The 17,764-nt window shown below is 55.2% G+C and carries 13 protein-coding genes and 3 pseudogenes; 7 read left to right on the top strand and 9 right to left on the bottom strand.

The genetic code is table 11. The features are described from left to right. The first annotated feature begins 232 nt into the window (after positions 1-232). The 5 genes and pseudogenes from JCM2850_RS06965 to JCM2850_RS06950 all read left to right on the top strand — a co-directional run bounded on the left by JCM2850_RS06965 (position 233) and on the right by JCM2850_RS06950 (position 7,089). Positions 233-1,087, top strand: coding sequence for an alpha/beta hydrolase (locus tag JCM2850_RS06965; protein WP_025870755.1), 855 nt, complete (start codon positions 233-235; stop codon positions 1,085-1,087). Between the two features lie 8 nt (positions 1,088-1,095). Then, positions 1,096-1,890, top strand: coding sequence for an efflux RND transporter periplasmic adaptor subunit (locus tag JCM2850_RS23370; RefSeq protein WP_267879247.1), 795 nt, complete (start codon positions 1,096-1,098; stop codon positions 1,888-1,890). Between the two features lie 5 nt (positions 1,891-1,895). Further along, complete coding sequence (locus tag JCM2850_RS23365; RefSeq protein ID WP_267879246.1) at positions 1,896-2,384, top strand: efflux RND transporter periplasmic adaptor subunit; 489 nt, start codon at positions 1,896-1,898, stop codon at positions 2,382-2,384. Between the two features lie 36 nt (positions 2,385-2,420). After that, a pseudogene (locus JCM2850_RS17745) lies at positions 2,421-5,614 on the top strand (efflux RND transporter permease subunit). 8 nt (positions 5,615-5,622) lie between these two features. Then, positions 5,623-7,089, top strand: coding sequence for an efflux transporter outer membrane subunit (locus JCM2850_RS06950; RefSeq protein ID WP_036265691.1), 1,467 nt, complete (start codon positions 5,623-5,625; stop codon positions 7,087-7,089). 420 nt (positions 7,090-7,509) lie between these two features. Here JCM2850_RS06950 and JCM2850_RS06945 read toward each other — a convergent pair whose 3' ends face one another. The 3 genes from JCM2850_RS06945 to JCM2850_RS20410 form a co-directional block, all read right to left on the bottom strand. Further along, entirely contained in the window at positions 7,510-7,869 is a 360-nt protein-coding gene (locus JCM2850_RS06945; RefSeq protein ID WP_036265689.1) for a hypothetical protein, read from the bottom strand. A gap of 687 nt (positions 7,870-8,556) precedes the next feature. Further along, positions 8,557-8,856 carry a hypothetical protein gene (locus tag JCM2850_RS06935; RefSeq protein ID WP_025870751.1) on the bottom strand — a complete coding sequence of 100 codons (300 nt, stop codon included), beginning with the start codon at positions 8,854-8,856 and terminating at the stop codon, positions 8,557-8,559. Positions 8,857-8,961: 105 nt separating this feature from the next. Further along, positions 8,962-9,417, bottom strand: coding sequence for a BON domain-containing protein (locus JCM2850_RS20410; protein WP_025870750.1), 456 nt, complete (start codon positions 9,415-9,417; stop codon positions 8,962-8,964). A gap of 292 nt (positions 9,418-9,709) precedes the next feature. On the opposite strand from JCM2850_RS20410, the gene JCM2850_RS06925 reads away from it, so the two are divergent. Beyond that, the gene (locus tag JCM2850_RS06925; protein ID WP_025870749.1) at positions 9,710-9,958 is read left to right on the top strand and encodes a hypothetical protein; all 249 of its coding nucleotides are present in this window, start codon (positions 9,710-9,712) and stop codon (positions 9,956-9,958) included. A 275-nt stretch (positions 9,959-10,233) separates the two neighbouring features. Further along, positions 10,234-12,270, top strand: coding sequence for a putative bifunctional diguanylate cyclase/phosphodiesterase (locus tag JCM2850_RS06920; protein WP_025870747.1), 2,037 nt, complete (start codon positions 10,234-10,236; stop codon positions 12,268-12,270). A gap of 21 nt (positions 12,271-12,291) precedes the next feature. Here JCM2850_RS06920 and JCM2850_RS22580 read toward each other — a convergent pair whose 3' ends face one another. From JCM2850_RS22580 to JCM2850_RS06900, 6 genes and pseudogenes are all read right to left on the bottom strand, one after another. Beyond that, positions 12,292-13,098, bottom strand: coding sequence for an ABC transporter ATP-binding protein (locus JCM2850_RS22580; protein ID WP_234406151.1), 807 nt, complete (start codon positions 13,096-13,098; stop codon positions 12,292-12,294). 87 nt (positions 13,099-13,185) lie between these two features. Next, positions 13,186-13,311, bottom strand: a pseudogene (locus tag JCM2850_RS22575) (ABC transporter ATP-binding protein); the annotation flags it as partial. A 167-nt stretch (positions 13,312-13,478) separates the two neighbouring features. Continuing rightward, a pseudogene (locus JCM2850_RS22570) lies at positions 13,479-14,183 on the bottom strand (ATP-binding cassette domain-containing protein); the annotation flags it as partial. Then, complete coding sequence (locus tag JCM2850_RS06910; RefSeq protein ID WP_025870745.1) at positions 14,176-15,024, bottom strand: ABC transporter permease; 849 nt, start codon at positions 15,022-15,024, stop codon at positions 14,176-14,178. The pseudogene JCM2850_RS22570 and the gene JCM2850_RS06910, both read right to left, overlap by 8 nt. Beyond that, entirely contained in the window at positions 15,002-16,138 is a 1,137-nt protein-coding gene (locus JCM2850_RS06905) for an ABC transporter permease (RefSeq protein WP_025870743.1), read from the bottom strand. Before JCM2850_RS06905 ends, JCM2850_RS06910 begins: the two co-directional genes overlap by 23 nt. Next, positions 16,131-17,729 carry an ABC transporter substrate-binding protein gene (locus tag JCM2850_RS06900; protein ID WP_025870741.1) on the bottom strand — a complete coding sequence of 533 codons (1,599 nt, stop codon included), beginning with the start codon at positions 17,727-17,729 and terminating at the stop codon, positions 16,131-16,133. The genes JCM2850_RS06905 and JCM2850_RS06900 overlap by 8 nt, the downstream gene beginning before the upstream one ends. Between the last annotated feature and the right edge of the window lie 35 nt (positions 17,730-17,764).

Genomic DNA, 17,764 nt, shown 5'->3' with positions numbered 1-17,764 from the left:
ACTATTTAATAAAAATCTCGAGCTAAAACCTGGTGATTTCACATAGTGCACGTCAAATCCCCAAGGATTATTCATTCATAAAAATCAATGCTTTAAAAACAATCCCAAGTATTCACATAGCCATTGTTCATAGATACGGAATAGTGTTATCGATATCACGGGGATTATCTTTTATTTCAAACAGACCAGAATGCAGCCCATCGTCACTACCAATTAAGGGCTTGTCATCACTATGGTGAATCCCGCCACATCTGAATTCAAACGTGCATTCACCAGCGAAGAATTCATTATCCCCGGCCCCAGCGCCGCACTACCCGTGCGCCTGTACCGACCCGGCACCAGCAGCCACAAGCTGCCCTTGGTGCTGTATTTCCATGGCGGTGGCTTTAGTGGTGGCAGTCTGGATGATGCGGAATTTCCCGCACACTTTATTGCCAGCCATTGCCCGGCCCTGGTGTTATCTGTGGGTTACTCACTTGCCCCCATGCACCCTTTCCCGGCAGCGCCAGAAGAAGCCTATGCCGCAGCAATTTGGGCCAAACGCAATGCCAAAAAGCTGGGCGCAGCGCCTGAGCTTTTGATCGTGGCGGGCGATGATGCTGGCGGCAATATTGCCGCATGCCTGACGCTGATGGCGCGTGACCGTGGTGAAGTGGCATTGGGCGCACAAGTGCTGATAGGCCCCATGCTGGACCCAAGCATGACCAGGCTGGGCGATGCGCGCAAGTTGAACTCTGACCTCACCGAGCAGCAATGCGCGCAACGCTACAAGCAATATCTGCCGCAAAGCATGCAACGCATGCACCCTTACGCCGCGCCGCTGGAATGCATGCGCCTGGCGGGCCTGCCACCCGCCTTTATTGCCACCGCCGAGTGCGATGTTTTGCATATAGAGGCAGAGAAATACGCCGCGGCACTGATAGATGCCGGGGTTTCCACCCAAGTGGCCCGCTATTCCGGGGTGAAGCATGGCGAACTGCATACCCATGCGCCCTTGCTGCGTGAGGTCAATGACTTCCTGCGCCGCCAGGCCAAGCAATCCATCGCCGATTTTATAGAACCTCAAGACTCTTATTCTCAAATTTAAGGACCATCATGACTGAACCATTACGCAAGAAAAAAATTGTCGCCATGATCGCTGCCGCGTTGCTCATAGGGAGCGGCAGCATACTGGTGAGCCAGACCGGGCAACAACAGGCTCATGCCGAAGCTCCGGCCAGCGCCCCAGCTGCCAGTGTGGATGTGGCTGCGGTTGAAAGCCGTTTGGTGACGGATTGGCAGGATTATTCCGGCCGTCTTGAGGCCGTCAACCGCGTGGAGATACGCCCGCTGGTTTCTGGCACGCTGACGCGCATTCATTTCAAGGATGGCGATACCGTCAACAAGGGTGACACCTTGTTCACCATAGACCCACGTCCATTTGAAGCGGAAGTAGCCCGCAGCAAGGCGCTGGTCAGCAGCGCCGAAGCCAGGGTGGATTACACCAGCCATGATCTGGAACGTGCACAGCGCCTGATCGGTGACAACGCCATTGCACGCCGTGACTTTGAAGAAAAACGCAATGCCGCGCTGGAAGCCAAGGCCGCCCTGCTCGCCGCCCAGGCGCAGCTGCAAACCGCCAACCTCAATCTGGAATATAGCCGCATCACCGCCCCGGTCAGCGGCCGTATCTCGCGCGCAGAAGTTACGCTGGGCAATATTGTTTCTGCTGGTGCCAGCTCAGTACCACTGACTACATTGGTCTCCACCGCCAATATCTACGCCGCCATCGAAGTCGATGAACAAAGTTATCTCAAATTCATCAGCCCAACCCAGGGCAACAAGCAGCAAGGGCTCAAGGTCTTGCTGGGCCTGGCCAATGAAGAAGCTATAGCCGCCAGGGCCATATAGGCTCGGTGGATAACCGCCTGGATACTGCCTCCGGCACTATCCGTGTGCGTGCAGTATTTGATAACACCGATGGCAGCCTGTTGCCCGGTCTGTTTGCACGTGTACGCCTGGGCAGTGGCAGCCAGCATGAAGCCTTGCTGATAGACGAAAAAGCCGTGGGTACCGATCAAGACAAGCGCTATGTATTGGTGGTGGATGAAAAAGGCCAGGCCAATTACCGCGAGGTGAAGATAGGGGCGCAGCAAAGTGGCTTGCGCGTGGTGGAGTCCGGCCTCAAGGCAGGTGAGCGCATTGTGGTGAATGGCTTGCAACGCGTACGCCCCGGTCAGCAGGTCAACCCGCACCAGATCGCCATGCCAGGTAGCGAAGCGCTGGAGCAGGATAGCCAGTCCCAGCCGCATGCCAATGCCGAGTCCAACACTGAGACCAGCCCCAGCAAGCGTCAGGCGTCATTCCGCACCCAGCCTGGCAAGGTCAAGGGCATTCAGGCTTGAGTTTAGAAAGAAAGCCCACCAGGGAGTAAACACACAATGAATATCTCGAAATTTTTCATAGACCGCCCGATTTTTGCGGGCGTGCTATCCATGCTGATACTGCTGGGCGGCGCCTTGGCCATGTTCCAGCTGCCTATCTCCGAATACCCGGAAGTGGTGCCGCCTTCTGTGGTGGTGCGCGCGCAATATCCTGGCGCCAACCCCAAGGTGATTGCAGAAACCGTGGCCTCGCCGCTGGAGGAATCCATCAACGGCGTTGAGGACATGATTTACATGCAGTCGCAGGCCAATAGCGACGGCAACCTCACCATCACCGTTAACTTCAAGCTGGGTGTAGACCCAGACAAGGCGCAGCAACTGGTGCAGAACCGCGTTAATCAGGCTTTGCCGCGCTTACCGCCTGATGTACAACGCCTGGGCCTGACCACGCTCAAGAGCTCGCCCACGCTGACCATGGTGGTGCACTTATCCTCGCCGGATAACCGCTATGACATGACTTATCTGCGTAATTACGCCGTGATTAATGTCAAGGACAGGCTGGCGCGCATACAGGGCGTGGGTGAAGTCGGCCTGTTTGGCTCCGGCAACTACGCCATGCGTATCTGGCTGGACCCGCAAAAGGTCGCGCAGCGCAATATGACCGCCTCTGATGTGGTGCAGGCCATACGTGAGCAAAACGTGCAGGTGGCCGCCGGTATCATAGGCGCCTCGCCCAATGCCAAGAGCGTGCCGCTGCAACTTTCGGTCAATGCCCAGGGCAGACTCAAGACCGAGGAAGAGTTTGGCGCCATCATACTCAAGACCTCTAGCGATGGGGGTATTACCCGTTTATCCGATGTAGCACGCATAGAAATGGCGGCCTCGGAATATGGCTTGCGCTCGCTGCTGGACAACAAAGCTGCGGTTGCTATTCCTATCTTCCAGGCACCGGGTGCCAATGCGCTGGCGATTTCTGACGCCGTGCGCGAAGCCATGCAGGAACTCAAGGCTGATTTCCCGGAATCCGTCACCTACGACATCGTCTATGACCCTACGCAATTTGTGCGTTCCAGTATCCATGCGGTAGTCACCACGCTGCTGGAGGCCATAGGCCTGGTGGTGCTGGTGGTGATTCTGTTCCTGCAAACCTGGCGCGCTTCGATTATTCCACTGCTGGCAGTGCCAGTTTCCATTATCGGCACCTTTGCGCTGATGCTGGGCTTTGGCTACTCCATCAATGCACTGTCGCTGTTTGGCATGGTGCTGGCGATTGGTATCGTGGTCGATGACGCCATCGTTGTGGTCGAGAACGTGGAACGTAACATCAGTGCCGGCTTGACCCCACGTGATGCCACTTATCAGGCCATGCGTGAAGTGTCTGGCCCCATCATCGCCATTGCTTTAACCCTGATTGCGGTGTTTGTGCCACTGGCCTTTATGACTGGCCTCACCGGGCAGTTCTACAAGCAGTTCGCGATGACCATCGCGATTTCCACCGTCATCTCGGCCTTTAACTCCCTGACCCTGTCGCCAGCATTGTCCGCATTGCTGCTAAAAGGCCATCATGAGCCCAAGGACTGGCTGACACGCTTTATGGATAGATGGCTGGGCGGTTTCTTTGCCAGGTTCAACCGTTTATTCAGCCGTGCGTCTGATCAGTATGGCAAGGGGGTCAAAGGCATCATCAACCGCAAGGCTTCGGCCATGGGTGTCTATGCCGTGTTGCTGGGCCTGACGGTTGCTGTGTCGCTGGCAGTGCCGGGTGGCTTTGTGCCCGCGCAGGACAAGCAGTATCTGGTGGGCTTTGCCCAACTACCTGCGGGTGCATCGCTGGAACGCACCGAGGAAGTGATACGCCGCATGAGCGAGATTGCACTGCAACAACCGGGTGTGGAACATGCAGTGGCCTTCCCTGGGCTTTCCATCAATGGTTTTACCAACAGCTCCAGCGCTGGCATTGTCTTCACCCCGCTCAAGCCCTTTAACGAGCGCAAGACTGCCGAGCTTTCTGCGGGTGCGATAGCGGCTGAACTCAACAAGAAATTTGCCGAGATTCAGGATGCCTATATTGCCGTGTTCCCGCCACCCCCTGTGATGGGCCTGGGCACCATAGGCGGCTTTAAATTGCAGATTGAGGATAGAGGTGCGCTGGGTTATGCCGAGCTGAACACTGCCGCCAATGCCTTTATGCAAGAAGCGCAAAAATCGCCAGAGCTTGGCCCTATGTTCTCCAACTATCAGATCAACGTGCCGCAATTGAATGTGGATCTGGATAGAGCCAAGGCCAAGCAACTGGGTGTGCCAGTGACGGAAGTATTCGACACCATGCAGATTTATCTCGGCTCACTCTATATCAATGACTTTAACCGCTTTGGTCGTGTGTTCCAGGTACGTGCCCAGGCTGATGCGCCTTATCGCGCCAAGGCCGAGGACATTCTGCAACTGAAGACCCGTAACAATGCGGGTGACATGGTGCCGCTGTCCTCGCTGGTCAAGGTCAGCCCGACCTATGGCCCGGAAATGGTGGTGCGCTACAACGGCTATACCGCGGCTGATATCAACGGCGGCCCTGCCCCTGGCTATTCTTCTGGTCAGGCGCAGGCAGCCGTAGAAAAAGTGGCAGCCAAGACTTTGCCACCCGGCATCAAGTTCGAGTGGACCGACCTCACTTATCAGCAAATCATCGCGGGTAATGCAGGCATCTGGGTGTTCCCCATCAGCGTGCTGCTGGTGTTCCTGGTACTGGCGGCCCTTTATGAGAGCCTGACCTTGCCTCTGGCGGTGATTCTGATTGTGCCCATGAGCATATTGGCGGCATTGACCGGGGTCTGGCTGACCAAGGGTGATAACAATATCTTCACCCAGATTGGCCTCATGGTACTGGTGGGTCTGGCCTCCAAGAACGCCATTCTGATTGTGGAGTTTGCGCGTGAACTGGAACTACAGGGCACCAGCATCGTCAAGGCGGCGATTGAAGCCAGCCGCCTGCGTCTACGCCCCATCCTCATGACCTCGATCGCCTTTGTCATGGGTGTAGTGCACTGGTGACCTCCAGCGGTGCGGGGGCAGAAATGCGCCATGCCATGGGCATTGCGGTGTTCTTCGGCATGCTGGGTGTGACCTTGTTTGGCCTGTTCTTGACCCCGGTGTTCTATGTGCTGTTGCGCAAGCTCAGTGGTGGCCATCCGCTGCACTCGGCCACCGAGCACAAGCCCCATATCGAAGGCCCCACGGCCAGCCACTTGCTATAGGAATCATCATGAGAAAATATCAATTATTACCCTTACTCACGGCGACCCTGATTCTGGCGGCTTGCTCAGTAGCGCCACCATATGAAAAGCCACAGGTGTCTACACCGCAGCTGTTCAAGGAAGCCCGCGTAACCCTGACCGGGGAGCAAGGCAGCCAGTGGCAGACCGCCCAGCCTTCCGAGGCAGTGCAGCGCGGCCTCTGGTGGCAGGTGTTCAATGACGCCACTTTGAATGAACTGGAAGACCAGGCGCTGCTAGCCAACCAAAACCTGCAAGCCGCCGTGGCCCGTCTGGCGCAATCGCGTGCCCTGTTCAAGGATGAGCGGGCCAACCGCACACCGCAGATCAGTGCTGGCATCAGCCCCGGCCATCAGCGCGTTTCTCCGGATTCGCAGCGCACGGAAAATGGCAGCGAGCAAACCTTGTGGCGTGCCCAGGCCCAGGTCTCCTATGAGGCCGACTTATTTGGCCGTGTATCTTCACTGATCAATGCCGCCCAGGCTGATGCCGAACAAAGCGCTGCCCTGCTGCGCTCGGTACAGCTGTCGCTACAGGCGGATGTGGCGCAGCAGTACTTCAGCATCCGTGAATTGGATGCCGAGCAACGCATCATTCACCAGACCGTGGATTTGCGCGCACAGACCGTAAAGCTGACCCAGCACCGATTTGACGCTGGAGACATCAGCGAGCTGGAACTGTCCCGCGCCCAGACCGAGCTGGCAGCAGCAGAGTCAGAAGCGCTGGCGGTGACACGCAGACGTGCGGTGGCAGAACATGCCCTGGCCATTTTGCTGGGAAAAACCCCAGCAGAATTCAACCTGGCAGCCAGCCCTTTGCAGCGCATCAGCCTTAACGTCCCCGCAGGCCTACCCTCCAACCTGCTGGAGCGCAGGCCGGATATTGCCGCGGCTGAACGCGCCATGGCCGCCGCCAATGCACGTATAGGTGTGGCCAAGGCGGCTTACTTCCCCAGATTGAACATCACTGGGGCGCTGGGTTATGAATCCAACGAACTCGGCAGCCTGTTTGACTGGTCTAGTCGTACTTTCCTGCTAGGCCCGCTGATAGGCACCATGCTCTCCATGCCTATTCTGGATGGTGGCCGCAGAGACGCCGGGCTGGAACGCGCACGTGCGGTGTATGAAGAAGATGTAGCGCGCTATCGCCAGACCGTGCTCAGCGCTTTTGGTGAAGTTGAAGACAACCTCGCCAGCCTGCGCATACTGGACCAGCAAGCCGGGGTGCAGGACAAGGCCGTGACCTATTCCGAGCGTGCCAGCCATCTGGCGCAAAGCCGCTACCGTGAAGGCCTGGTGAGCTATCTGGAAGTCATAGATGCAGACCGCAGCCTGCTCACCCAGCGCCGCACCACCCTGCAACTGGACGCCGAACGCGCCCGCGCCACCGTACAACTGATACGAGCGCTGGGCGGTAGCTGGCAAGCTCCAGCGCAACTGGCAGAGGCTGCGCAATAAAGCGCTAGGCAAAATTTCAGGCTAGCGCACAAAAAAGTGACCATCTGGGAGGATGGTCACTTTTTTATTGCCTGTAATCTGCGATGCCAGGAGGCTAGCAAAGCCAGATGCTTAAGGATTTTAGTGAGAAGAATAGAAAAGTTAGTGCGCCCAATCTATAGCGGCAGAGTCACACTGGGTCAATGACGGCTCATCGGCCTGCAAGCAGGCTTACTACCTTATTCACTGCACTAACGCAGGCATTATACCCGTCCATTTACTTAGCTGATTTCTCATTGAATACATCTATTTGCTTGGAGGCTATAACAACTGTTTACCAAGCAGTTCAGCTGATTGCTGCTAGCAGGCATGAGCAGTAGGTGCTCCTAATTTGGTGCCAGCGCCAACAGGCAATAAAAAACCCGCCGGAGCGGGTTGTAGTTACGCTATCTTCTGAAGTTCGGTTTCTTTATCTACAGTATTGGTGGCCTCAATCATCTCTAATTCAATGCGCTTCTGCTCTAGGATATCGCGCATGATTAATTTTTTCTCACTCACGACAAATCTGTGAAGGATGTCTCTTACTAAAGGTTGATAACCAATCCCATGGGCTTTAGCAATGAACTTCAGATCCTCTATGAGGCCTTTTTGCAAACGGATTGATATGAGTTGCAGGTCGAGCGCATCCAAAACAGCTTGCGACTGTTCTTCTGAGGCTACTTGCGTATGGTCCACACTAGCGCCAAGCTCGCGAGAATCCCACTTTTCTGATTCTTCAATAAAGCGCTTATCTTCTGACATTTTGATCACCTTCGTTACGGTAACTTACTGATATATATGTTGAGCTCATCAATATTTGGCTCATAGGCCGTGCGAATGTAAATATCCTCACCCTTTTGGATAAAACAGACTTTTAGTAAGCGATCTTTGTTGGTTGGTGCAATAAACCACAGCGTTGGCGGGTCAGACCTATGAACTTCTCTGGTGTCTATCAAGAATGATCCAAAAACATTGTCGAAGCATTGTGCTACCTCTCTCACTGAGACACCATGTTTCTCAGTCAGTTTTTCTTGAATCTTCCTTGAAATTATTATCGGCATGATTCCGTTGAATTCAAGTGCGCGAAGGGATATTGTATATACAACATATATATAAGTAAATCCAAAATGGAATTAACCCATATGATTTGTTGTTACAAGTTTTGTGAACAACGCTATAGGCTATTCGGGGCTTCGCAGCCCCCTGACCATCTGCGAAATATACTCACCCTATACATATTTCGCACTTATCTCCTACACCCCGCTTACTTGCTTAATGTTTGGCTCTAGTGTTTGTCAGGCAGACCATACCCAGTTCAATTTGGCATACCCCGCTGGGTAACGGCCACCTGCATTGTGATGGTATCGCCGTCTACAACTTTGACAACGCTAACACTGATAGTCGCTAGATCAGCTTAACAGTGCCGGGAGTAGAACGTAGGCAAAAATCCTATTCAGTCTCTAACTCGCTCAAATACTTATCATATTTTCGCGAGGCCGATTCGCAGCCTTTAAGAAACTGTGCCCTATGAATGCCTAATCTTGCAGCTTCTGAATCAACGAATTTGTCTATGAACTCCTGACCACTCTTGAGCTGGGCAGTGCTTTGAAATCTTGCCATTTGTTGCACTGCACCACATAAACCAGTCATTTTTGCTACAGCCAGCTTTTCCAGCAACTCCTGATTCCCCTCTGCGAAGGATGGTAGGGCAATGAAGAGGCTCAAGCAGACAAACATTTTTTTGTGCATATGAATCGCAATTTTAGTTAAAGGAAATACATTGTAGCTGGCTCAGGGCAAGAGCTTAAGTTTCAGGTATCAGAGCGACATGCCTCACCCTTTGCTACAAACCATTTACTCTAGCTTGTTGCTGCTACTCTTGCGCTCGCTGGCATTCGCCTTGCTCTCTACCACAATGTCATTCTGCACCGACACCACGCCACTAACGCCGCGCGCCACCGTGGTGGCATGGCTGACTTCTGCGGGGCTGCTTGCCGTACCACTCAGGTGTACTGCCCCCAGATCATCGGACTGCACTTTGATATCCAGCGCACTGAGCATCTGGTCGCCTACCAAAGCAGACTTCACCTTGCTGGTGGTGGCAGCATCATCGGCGTACTGGCTCAAAGGGTCATTATCCTGCGCCATGCTGGCACCCGACATCAGCAAGGCCAGCCCCAGCAATGCTGAGCTTAGCCAGTGATTGCCTGCTTGAACAAACGCGGAATTATTACCAAGCTTGCTGCGCTGATTTGACGGCGCAGACTGCTGCTTGGCGTGAATAGACTGCACGGGTTTGAGTTGCATCATGGCTCCCGGGAAGATTTAGAGTAATGATTACCCTACCGTGCCGAATTGCACGAGACCAGACCAAGCATTCCTACGCAACTGTCAGAAAATGTTACTGATGAACCTAGTCTTTTCCCTGCGTTCTGATGCTTGAATTTTGCTGATGCAGACTACATTTTTATATGAGTTATCTGGGTTTTCATTCAGCGGAAAATTCACAGCAAGAGATTGTGTGACGAGTAATGACTTGGGATGTAAGATAAAGCTGTGAATCAGTCACCGTTTTGTCATCTGTGTGCAAAAAGGAAAAGCAATGCCTTCGCTCTACCCCAGCCGTGAAGAACGGGTTAAGGATGTGGTCAAAGCCTATATGAACGAGCAAGCCTCAGTGCGGCACTCGTTGACCTTTGGCGGCCAGTTTTTGCCCTATACCGAGAGTGAAAAAGCCTTGATGCGCGAAGAGCGCGCCTGGGCCCTGGCACGGCTGGCGATAGACAAGATCATGCGTTTGCCCCATATCAAGATTGTGCCTTTTTACGATGTTGACCTCGACAACACCTGATTCCGCGGTTTCATCTTTCTGTTGCCGCTTTCCTGGCGATTTCGCTTAGTTACAGGCCTTTACTACTGACTCACAGCCTTCAGGCAAGGCTAGGTCCTGCCGCAAATCTCCCCTGATTCATTGCTAAGTTTCAGCCTGATCAAACCGATCTCAGAGAACTAAGGCTTCAAAACCAGCAAACAGACTATAAGTTTACTATTGCTTATGTTTGCGAAATAATGCCTCTTATCTTTTGGCATGGCCGCTAGCCTGCCAACCAGCTCAGAGAGGTTGTCATGCCACGCTATTCTCCCTTCATGCTGTTTCGCACCCAGCCTAAAGCCCTGCCCACAGCAGCTGAAAATGAGGAATCCGGGTTTCAGCTCATGGTGCAATATCAGGCTTTCAACAAGCAACTGCCGTTGATGTATTGCATATTGCTGTGCAATACCTGGATATTGAGCTGTAATCACCTAGAGTCAGCCCCGCACTGGCTAACCCTGTATATCCCGCTCTTGTTAAGTCTGGTTTGCCTGAGTCGACTGGGCTTCTGGTTCAAGACGCGCCATCAGGCGCTGACGCCTGCCCTGGTGCAGCGCCGCATGCGTCAGACCAATCTGCTGGCGGCCCCGGTGACGCTGGCCTTTGCTGGCTGGGCCATCATGTTGTTCAACTATGGTGACACTTCCACCCGTTATCACATTGCGGGGTATCTTGCTCTCACCATGCTGTGCTCCCTGCTCTGCCTTATGCATATCCGCGTGGCGGCCATCATCGTCACCGTGATTGCCAACCTCAGTTTTGTCATTCTGATCTTTACCAGCGAGCAAGGACAAAGCTCGGTGCTGTTGATCACCATCAATATCGTGATTGTGCTCAGCGGCATGATGCTGATGTTGTATTTTTATTACCGGGATTTTGTGCAACTGATTCAGTCCCATATCCAGGCAGAAACCTTGAGCCGGGAAAACTTTGCACTCGCCAATCTCGACAGTCTCACGCAACTGCCCAATCGACGTAAATTCTTCCATGATCTTGAGCGTCACTGCGCCGATAACAGCAGCCAGCAGCAGCGCTTTGCCCTGGGCATACTCGATCTGGATGGCTTCAAGCCCGTGAATGATCTTTACGGCCATGGCACTGGCGATAAACTGCTGTATGCCGTCAGCCGCAGGCTGGAAAACATCTGTGCAGAACAAGCCAGTGTGGCGCGTATGGGTGGTGACGAGTTTGCCATCATCATCACCGCCAATATGGACGAAGCCGCTCTAATGGACTTTTGTACGCAGATAGGCAAAACCCTGCGCAACCCCTATGCCATCAACAATCACATGGTGCATATCTCAGCTTCTATCGGCCTGGCGATTTATCCCGATATGGCGCAGAACGCGCATGATCTCTACGAGTTTGCCGATTACGCGCTATACCACGGCAAACGCAATACCCGCTGCGATGTCACGCTATTTTCCAGTGATCACCGCAAGCTGATTGTGCGAGATGCCAATATTGAGCAAGCCTTGCGCCGTGCCGTGCTGGAGCAGGAGCTCAGCGTATTCTTCCAGCCAATTATTGCTTTATCCAGCGAGCGTACCGTGGCCTTTGAGGCGCTGGCACGCTGGCATAGCAGTGAATTGGGCATAGTCTCCCCTGCCGTGTTTATCCCGATTGCCGAGCAGGCAGGTCTGATCAGTGATATCACGCTGGCGCTGCTGGCCAAGGCTTTGCAGGTGGCACGTTCCTGGCCTGAGGATATCCGCCTGGCATTTAATCTATCTGCGCACGATATCAGCACGCGCCGTGTGGTGGAGCGCATTATGCTCATGCTGCAACAAAGTGGAGTGGACCCGCAGCGCGTGGAATTTGAGATTACTGAAACGGCGGGCCTGCAGGATTTGGCGCAGATCAAATGGTGTAGTGAGCAATTGCGGCAAATGGGCTGCGGCATCACGCTGGATGATTTTGGCACTGGTTTTTCCAGCTTTCGCCAGTTGCATGAATTACCGCTGACCAAGATCAAGATAGATCGCTGCTTTATACGCGATATTCACAGCAACCCGCTCAGCCGCAAGATTGTGCAATCGCTGATGACGTTAAGCTGCGATATGCAGATTCAATGCGTGCTGGAAGGGGTGGAAAATGCCGATGAACTGCAGTGCATACAGTCCATGGGGGCGGAACTGGCACAAGGGTATTATTTTTCCCAACCTGTGCCTGAAGTTATGAGCCACTCCCTGCTGGCCAAACAGGCTGACGCCAGCAGCAGCGAGAATACAATTCAAACGCCCGAAAACCACCTGGGCACCGTAGATATCACCTTCAAGCAGCGAGGTTAAGCGACGCTAGGTCAACCGACGCTAGGTCAAGGATGGCGAATGCTGCAACAGCATGCGGGTATACGCCGCTGCTGGCTGATCCAGCACCTGATCGACCTCACCCGCTTCCACCACCCGGCCATGCTGTAACACCACCACCTGATCCGCAATCGCCCTCACCACACCCAGGTCATGCGTCACAAACAGCATGGTCAGCCCCTCGTCCTGTAGTTGACGCAACAAGGCCAGGATGGAGGCCTGTACCGAGACATCCAGCGCCGAGGTAATTTCATCGCAAATCAACAAGCGCGGTTCGCACACCAAGGCTCTGGCAATGGCCACCCGCTGGCGCTCACCGCCAGAAAGGCTGCCAGGATAAAGATCCGCCAACGCCGCCGAGAGCGAGACGCGTTGTAAAGCCTGTTCTATGCGCTGGCGCAAGGCATCTCCCTTGAGGCCGAAGAAATGCACCAGCGGTGCAGCCAGGCTTTGCGCCACCGTCTGCCGGGGATTAAGCGCACGGTAAGGGTTCTGGAAGATGTACTGAATTTCATGGCGCAAAGCCGGGGCGCGCTGCTCTGTCTGCAAACTGAGTGCCTGCCCGGCATACAGCACCTGACCCTGGGCATTGCCGCCAAGCCCGGCCAAGGCACGAGCCAGGCTGGTCTTGCCGGAGCCGGATTCACCCACCAACGCCAAGCACTCCCCACGCTTGATCTGCAAGGAGACGTCAAACAGCACCTGTCTGTCATAGGCGATATTGAGTTGCTGTATATCCAGCAAGATTTCACGCTGGTCGGCATGCAAGGACTCGGCATGGCCAGGGGTAGATATTGCTGCCAATTGCAAGGCGTGATCTTCTGCTCGGAGTGGTGCGAGGCAAGCTACTTCATGCTCGTGATTAAGCGCACTCAGGTCTGGAATTGCCTCTCCACATGCCGCCTGCCGTTGGCTGCAACGAGGCGCAAAAGCGCAACCTTGTGGCCTGTGGCCTGGGGATGGCGCTTGGCCCATGATGGGCGACAAAGTACGCCGCTGCGCCACATCAGGAATTGCCGCCAACAAGCCGCTGGTATAAGGATGTGCCGCCTGCGAGAACAAACGCTCACGCTTGCGGTTTCCACAATACGGCCTGCATACATGACCATCACTCTATCTGCCAAGTCCTTGACCACCGCCAGGTCATGCGAGACATAAATGGCGGCCACACCCTGGCTTTTGCATAGTTGGCGCAGGGTTTGCAGAATATGCGCCTGAGTGGCCACATCCAGCGCAGTGGTCGGCTCATCCAGTACGATTAATTTAGGCCGCAGAATAAACGCCAGGGCTAGTAACACACGCTGCTGCTGACCACCGGATAATTGGTGGGCAAAGCGTTGCAAAAACTCAGGCTCTGCGGGCAGCCCGACATCACGCATGGTCTGCTGCAGGCGCTCTTGTTGTTGCGCTGGCGTCAGGCCAGCTTCATGCACCTGCAGGGTTTCGCGCAGCTGCATGCCTATGCGCAGCGCGGGGTTCAGGGCCATGGCCGGGTCTTGCGGCACATAGCCCACCACGCTGCCACGGGCACGGCGCAATGCCTCACCCGAGATACTGAGCAGGGAAATACCATCTACCAGCACCTGCCCGCCGCTGATCACCGCCCCTTTTCTGGCATGTGCCAGCAGCGCGGTGGCCAGGGTGGTTTTGCCAGAGCCGGACTCCCCTACCAGGCCCAGAATCTCGCCTTGCCTGAGATGAAAATTGATGCCGGAAATCACCTCATGCGTATTGCGTAACTCAACCCGCAGGTCTTGCACTTTCAACACCTGCGGCGCTGGCGCTATCTGCGTCAGCTGTGGTGCTTGTGTGTCTTGGCTGATCAGGGATATCACAGGTGCTGACTGCTCACTTCCCTGTTCCTGTTCCGTCTGTTGTGCCAATGCCTTACTCATGGGCGGCCCCTCCTACCCTGGCATGGCTGCGGCTGATACCTTCAGCGAGAATATTGGCGGCATAGGCGTACCAAGCCACCATCAAGGCTGGGGCCAGCACGGCCCAGGGTTGCACCAGCAAACCAGTGCGGTTTTCGTTAATCATCAAACCCCAATCCGCTGCAGGCGGCGCTACGCCATAACCGAGGAAACTCAAGCCCGCGAGCAACCCCACGGCCCAGGTCAGCATATTGCCGAAATGCACCAATAATGGCGTGAGGATATTGGGCAAAATCTCGCGCAAAATAATGTGCCGTTTGGAGAAGCCCATCATTTGCGCTACCTCAACAAACTCTTGCCCGGCCATGGCCACAGTGCTGCTGCGCGCCAGACGAATAACACTAGGAGTCAGGGTCAAGGCCACCAGGCTGACAATCAGCCAGGGCTCACGGCCAAACATGGCAATAATGAGCAAGACCAGAATAAAGTCAGGGAATGCCAGCGCCACATCTGCCAGCCAGGTAATGACTTGATCCAGACGTTGGCGCGAGAAGCCTGCCATGACACCCAGCAGGCTGCCCAGCATCAAAGCCAGCGCTGCCGAGGCAAAGGACATCCAGAGTATGGACCAGCCCCCGGCCAGCACGCGCGACAGCACGTCATGGCCGAGAAAATCATAGCCAAAGATAGCCAGGCCTTGCGGCATGCCATACACCGGGCCCACCATTTCTGCGGGCGCATGCGGTGCCAGCCACGGCCCTAATAACGACACCAGCAAGGCTGCCAGCAGCAGCCAGCTGCCGCGTCTGACCTGTGGGTTATGCCACCAGGCAGGAATGCTACGCTGAGTTTGCGCTGCCATCAGGAAGCCCTCGCCAGTCTGCGACGCCACCAGGCTGAATGCCACGCGTATTGCGCTGTATCATCACCTTGCGCGGCGCGGTGCGCAGCTTGGGCGTGAGCAACACGGTCAGCAGATCAGCCAGCAGATTGATGCCCACCACAGAGACCGTGGTCAAGAGCACGATGGCCTGTATCAAGGGCAAATCACGCATCTGGATGGCGGCATGCAAAGTCACCCCCATGCCGGGATAGCTGAAGATCACTTCTGCCAGCAGCGCCCCACCCACCAGGGTACGCAGCGTCAAGGCCAGCCCCTGCACAGCAGGCACCAGTGCATTGGGCAAAGTGTGCAGCCAGACAATGCGGCGCTCGGGAATGCCACGCAGGCGCGCAGCACCAACATAATCAGAATCCAGCGCTTCTATCATGGATGAGCGCACTAGCCTAGTGAGATAAGGCAAAGCTGCTAGCCCCAAGGTGAGCACGGGCAACACCAGGTATTGCCATTGGGCGAAGATGGAAAGTTCTGGGTCCAGAATTGCCACTGCCGGGAACAGATTGACCCCAGGCATGGAGAACAGCAACACCAGCCCTATGCCCAGCAGAAAACCCGGCACCGCCTTGAACAGAATCAACGCCGATAATACCGCTTGATCAAACCTGCTATCGCGCTTGAGCGCCAGTGCTACACCCAGCACCAGCGCCAGCGGCAGGACAAAAGCCACAACACCCGCCAGCAAGGCCAGGGTATTGGCAAAGCGTGGCCACAGCACTTCAGTGACCGCTAGTTGCGAGTCCAGCGAAACACCCCAATTGCCCTGGATAAAGCCAGCCAGCCAATGCACATATTGCACCAGCTTGGGCTGATCCAGCCCTAGCTGGTGCTGCAAGGTTTGCACACTCTCCAGCGGCGCATCTGGGCCGAGAATGATGCGGGCCGGGTCTGAAGGCAATACCAGGGTTGCCACAAACACAATCAGGCTGATCACCCACACCGTCAGCAGACCATAGGCCAGCCGCCCCAGGAACCAGCTCAGCCAGACTGGCAAGCGCCAGCGTGCATGTTGCTGTGCTCGCTTAGCCGCAGGATGACCTTCGCTGCTGGCGGACGCCGTTTGCAGCGATTTATGCATGTTTCAGCCAAAGATTATCAAAGCGCCAGGAGGCAAACGTTGTTTGTTCTGGCACCAGGCCACCCACACGGTTGGAAGCCGCATCAAGAATATCGCTGTAACCCCAGATCACCAGGCCGCCACGCTCATGCTGTATGCGCTGGGCTTCATGTATCAAGGCCTTGCGTGGCTCCAGTGCTGGCTGCGCCAGTGCCTGGTAATACAGTTCGTCAAAGCGTTTGTCATGGAAGTTGGTGCGGTTGTAAATCGCATCCGGCGCATCATTGTGCAAGGCGGTGGCGAGGAAGCCACGCGCAGGGGTAGAGGCTGGCGATACCAGCCAATTCTCCCGCTGCGGGCCATTGAATACCGAGCCATCGACCTGGGTGACCTTGATCTCTACGCCAGCCTTCTTCGCCTGCTGCGCATAGACCAGCGCTGCATTGGCACCTGCGCCCGGCGTGGTGGTCAATTCCAGTTGCAAGTTATCCTGGAAGCCTGCCTGACGCAGCAGCGAACGCGCTTGATCTACATCATGAGCACGCTGCGGAATATCGTGATTGAAAGTGGGGTCATGCGGGGAATACAAGTCATTGGCCACTCGGCCAAAGCCATTCAGCGCACGTTGTACCAGTTCTTCTCTATCGGTGAGCAGGCGCAAGGCCTGGCGTACACGCACATCCTGCAATGGTGGCTTGGCAAGATTAAGGTTAAAGCCAGTGAAAGAAGTGGTGGGTGATGCATACAGGCGCAGGCGCTCATCCGCCTTGAGCAAGGCGCTATGTTCAGCCTGCACCCAGCTGGCAAGGTCAATCTGCCCTGCGCGCAATGCCGCCACGCGTGACACCTGATCCTTGAACTCTATGATCTCCAGTTCATCCAGATAGGGCTTGCCTGCCTTGAAGTAGTTCTCAAAACGCGTATAGAGCGAACGCTGGCCGGGAATAAACTTCTTCAGCTTGTAAGGGCCAGCACCTACCGGGTTGGTGATGGGGTCATAATCCACAGGCACAATGCTGCCAAAACTGATCAGGGTTTCATCCAGCGGGAAGAAGCTGCGGCCCTGCTTGAAACGGATTTCTATGGTTCTGTCATCCAGCTTGCGCAGCGCATCACGATCTATGGCCCCCACCAGTCCGGCATAAGGCGAAGCCAGATTAGGGTCGGTCAGGCGTAGGATAGAAAACAGCAGGTCATCCGCGTCTATGGTTTTGCCGTGGTGGAACTCCAGCCCGGGCTGAATGCGGATAGTCCAGGCACTGGCATCGGCATTGGGCTCGGCAAATTCTGCCAGCGCCAGGCGCGTACCCACATGCTCATCCCACTCCCAGAACTTGCTGTACAGCGCCCAGCCCCGGATGATGCCGCCGCCTATAGGTTTGTGCGCATCCAGATTACCCGATTGATCGCCATCAATAATGCCAACGCGCAAGCGGCCACCATGTACAGGCTCAGCATTGGCGCTGCCTGCGGCCTTGGCACCAGCGGCATTGCTATCGGTATTGGAACCTGAGTTATTGCATCCACTTAAGAGGCTGCCGCCCAGAATCAGGCTACCGCCCAGGGCCAAACCATTGCCGAGAAACTTACGACGGGATAAATCATGCTTCATTGCGCTCAACTCCTGGGTTACTGCTTGCGGTCATG

This window comes from Methylobacillus glycogenes JCM 2850 (assembly GCF_000617925.1).
GTDB lineage: Bacteria > Pseudomonadota > Gammaproteobacteria > Burkholderiales > Methylophilaceae > Methylobacillus > Methylobacillus glycogenes.
Note: the sequence above shows the minus strand (reverse complement) of the source record. Positions and strands in the feature narration are given on the sequence as shown.

Bases quoted from the DNA above. Each gene is read 5' to 3' on its own strand.
- JCM2850_RS06945 (WP_036265689.1), bottom strand. From the start codon at position 7,869: ATGTCAGAAGATAAGCGCTTTATTGAAGAATCAGAAAAGTGGGATTCT.
- JCM2850_RS06950 (WP_036265691.1), top strand. From the start codon at position 5,623: ATGAGAAAATATCAATTATTACCCTTACTCACGGCGACCCTGATTCTG.
- JCM2850_RS06925 (WP_025870749.1), top strand. From the start codon at position 9,710: ATGCCTTCGCTCTACCCCAGCCGTGAAGAACGGGTTAAGGATGTGGTC.
- JCM2850_RS06920 (WP_025870747.1), top strand. From the start codon at position 10,234: ATGCCACGCTATTCTCCCTTCATGCTGTTTCGCACCCAGCCTAAAGCC.
- JCM2850_RS20410 (WP_025870750.1), bottom strand. From the start codon at position 9,417: ATGATGCAACTCAAACCCGTGCAGTCTATTCACGCCAAGCAGCAGTCT.
- JCM2850_RS06900 (WP_025870741.1), bottom strand. From the start codon at position 17,729: ATGAAGCATGATTTATCCCGTCGTAAGTTTCTCGGCAATGGTTTGGCC.
- JCM2850_RS23370 (WP_267879247.1), top strand. From the start codon at position 1,096: ATGACTGAACCATTACGCAAGAAAAAAATTGTCGCCATGATCGCTGCC.
- JCM2850_RS06910 (WP_025870745.1), bottom strand. From the start codon at position 15,024: ATGGCAGCGCAAACTCAGCGTAGCATTCCTGCCTGGTGGCATAACCCA.
- JCM2850_RS06965 (WP_025870755.1), top strand. From the start codon at position 233: ATGGTGAATCCCGCCACATCTGAATTCAAACGTGCATTCACCAGCGAA.
- JCM2850_RS06905 (WP_025870743.1), bottom strand. From the start codon at position 16,138: ATGCATAAATCGCTGCAAACGGCGTCCGCCAGCAGCGAAGGTCATCCT.
- JCM2850_RS06935 (WP_025870751.1), bottom strand. From the start codon at position 8,856: ATGCACAAAAAAATGTTTGTCTGCTTGAGCCTCTTCATTGCCCTACCA.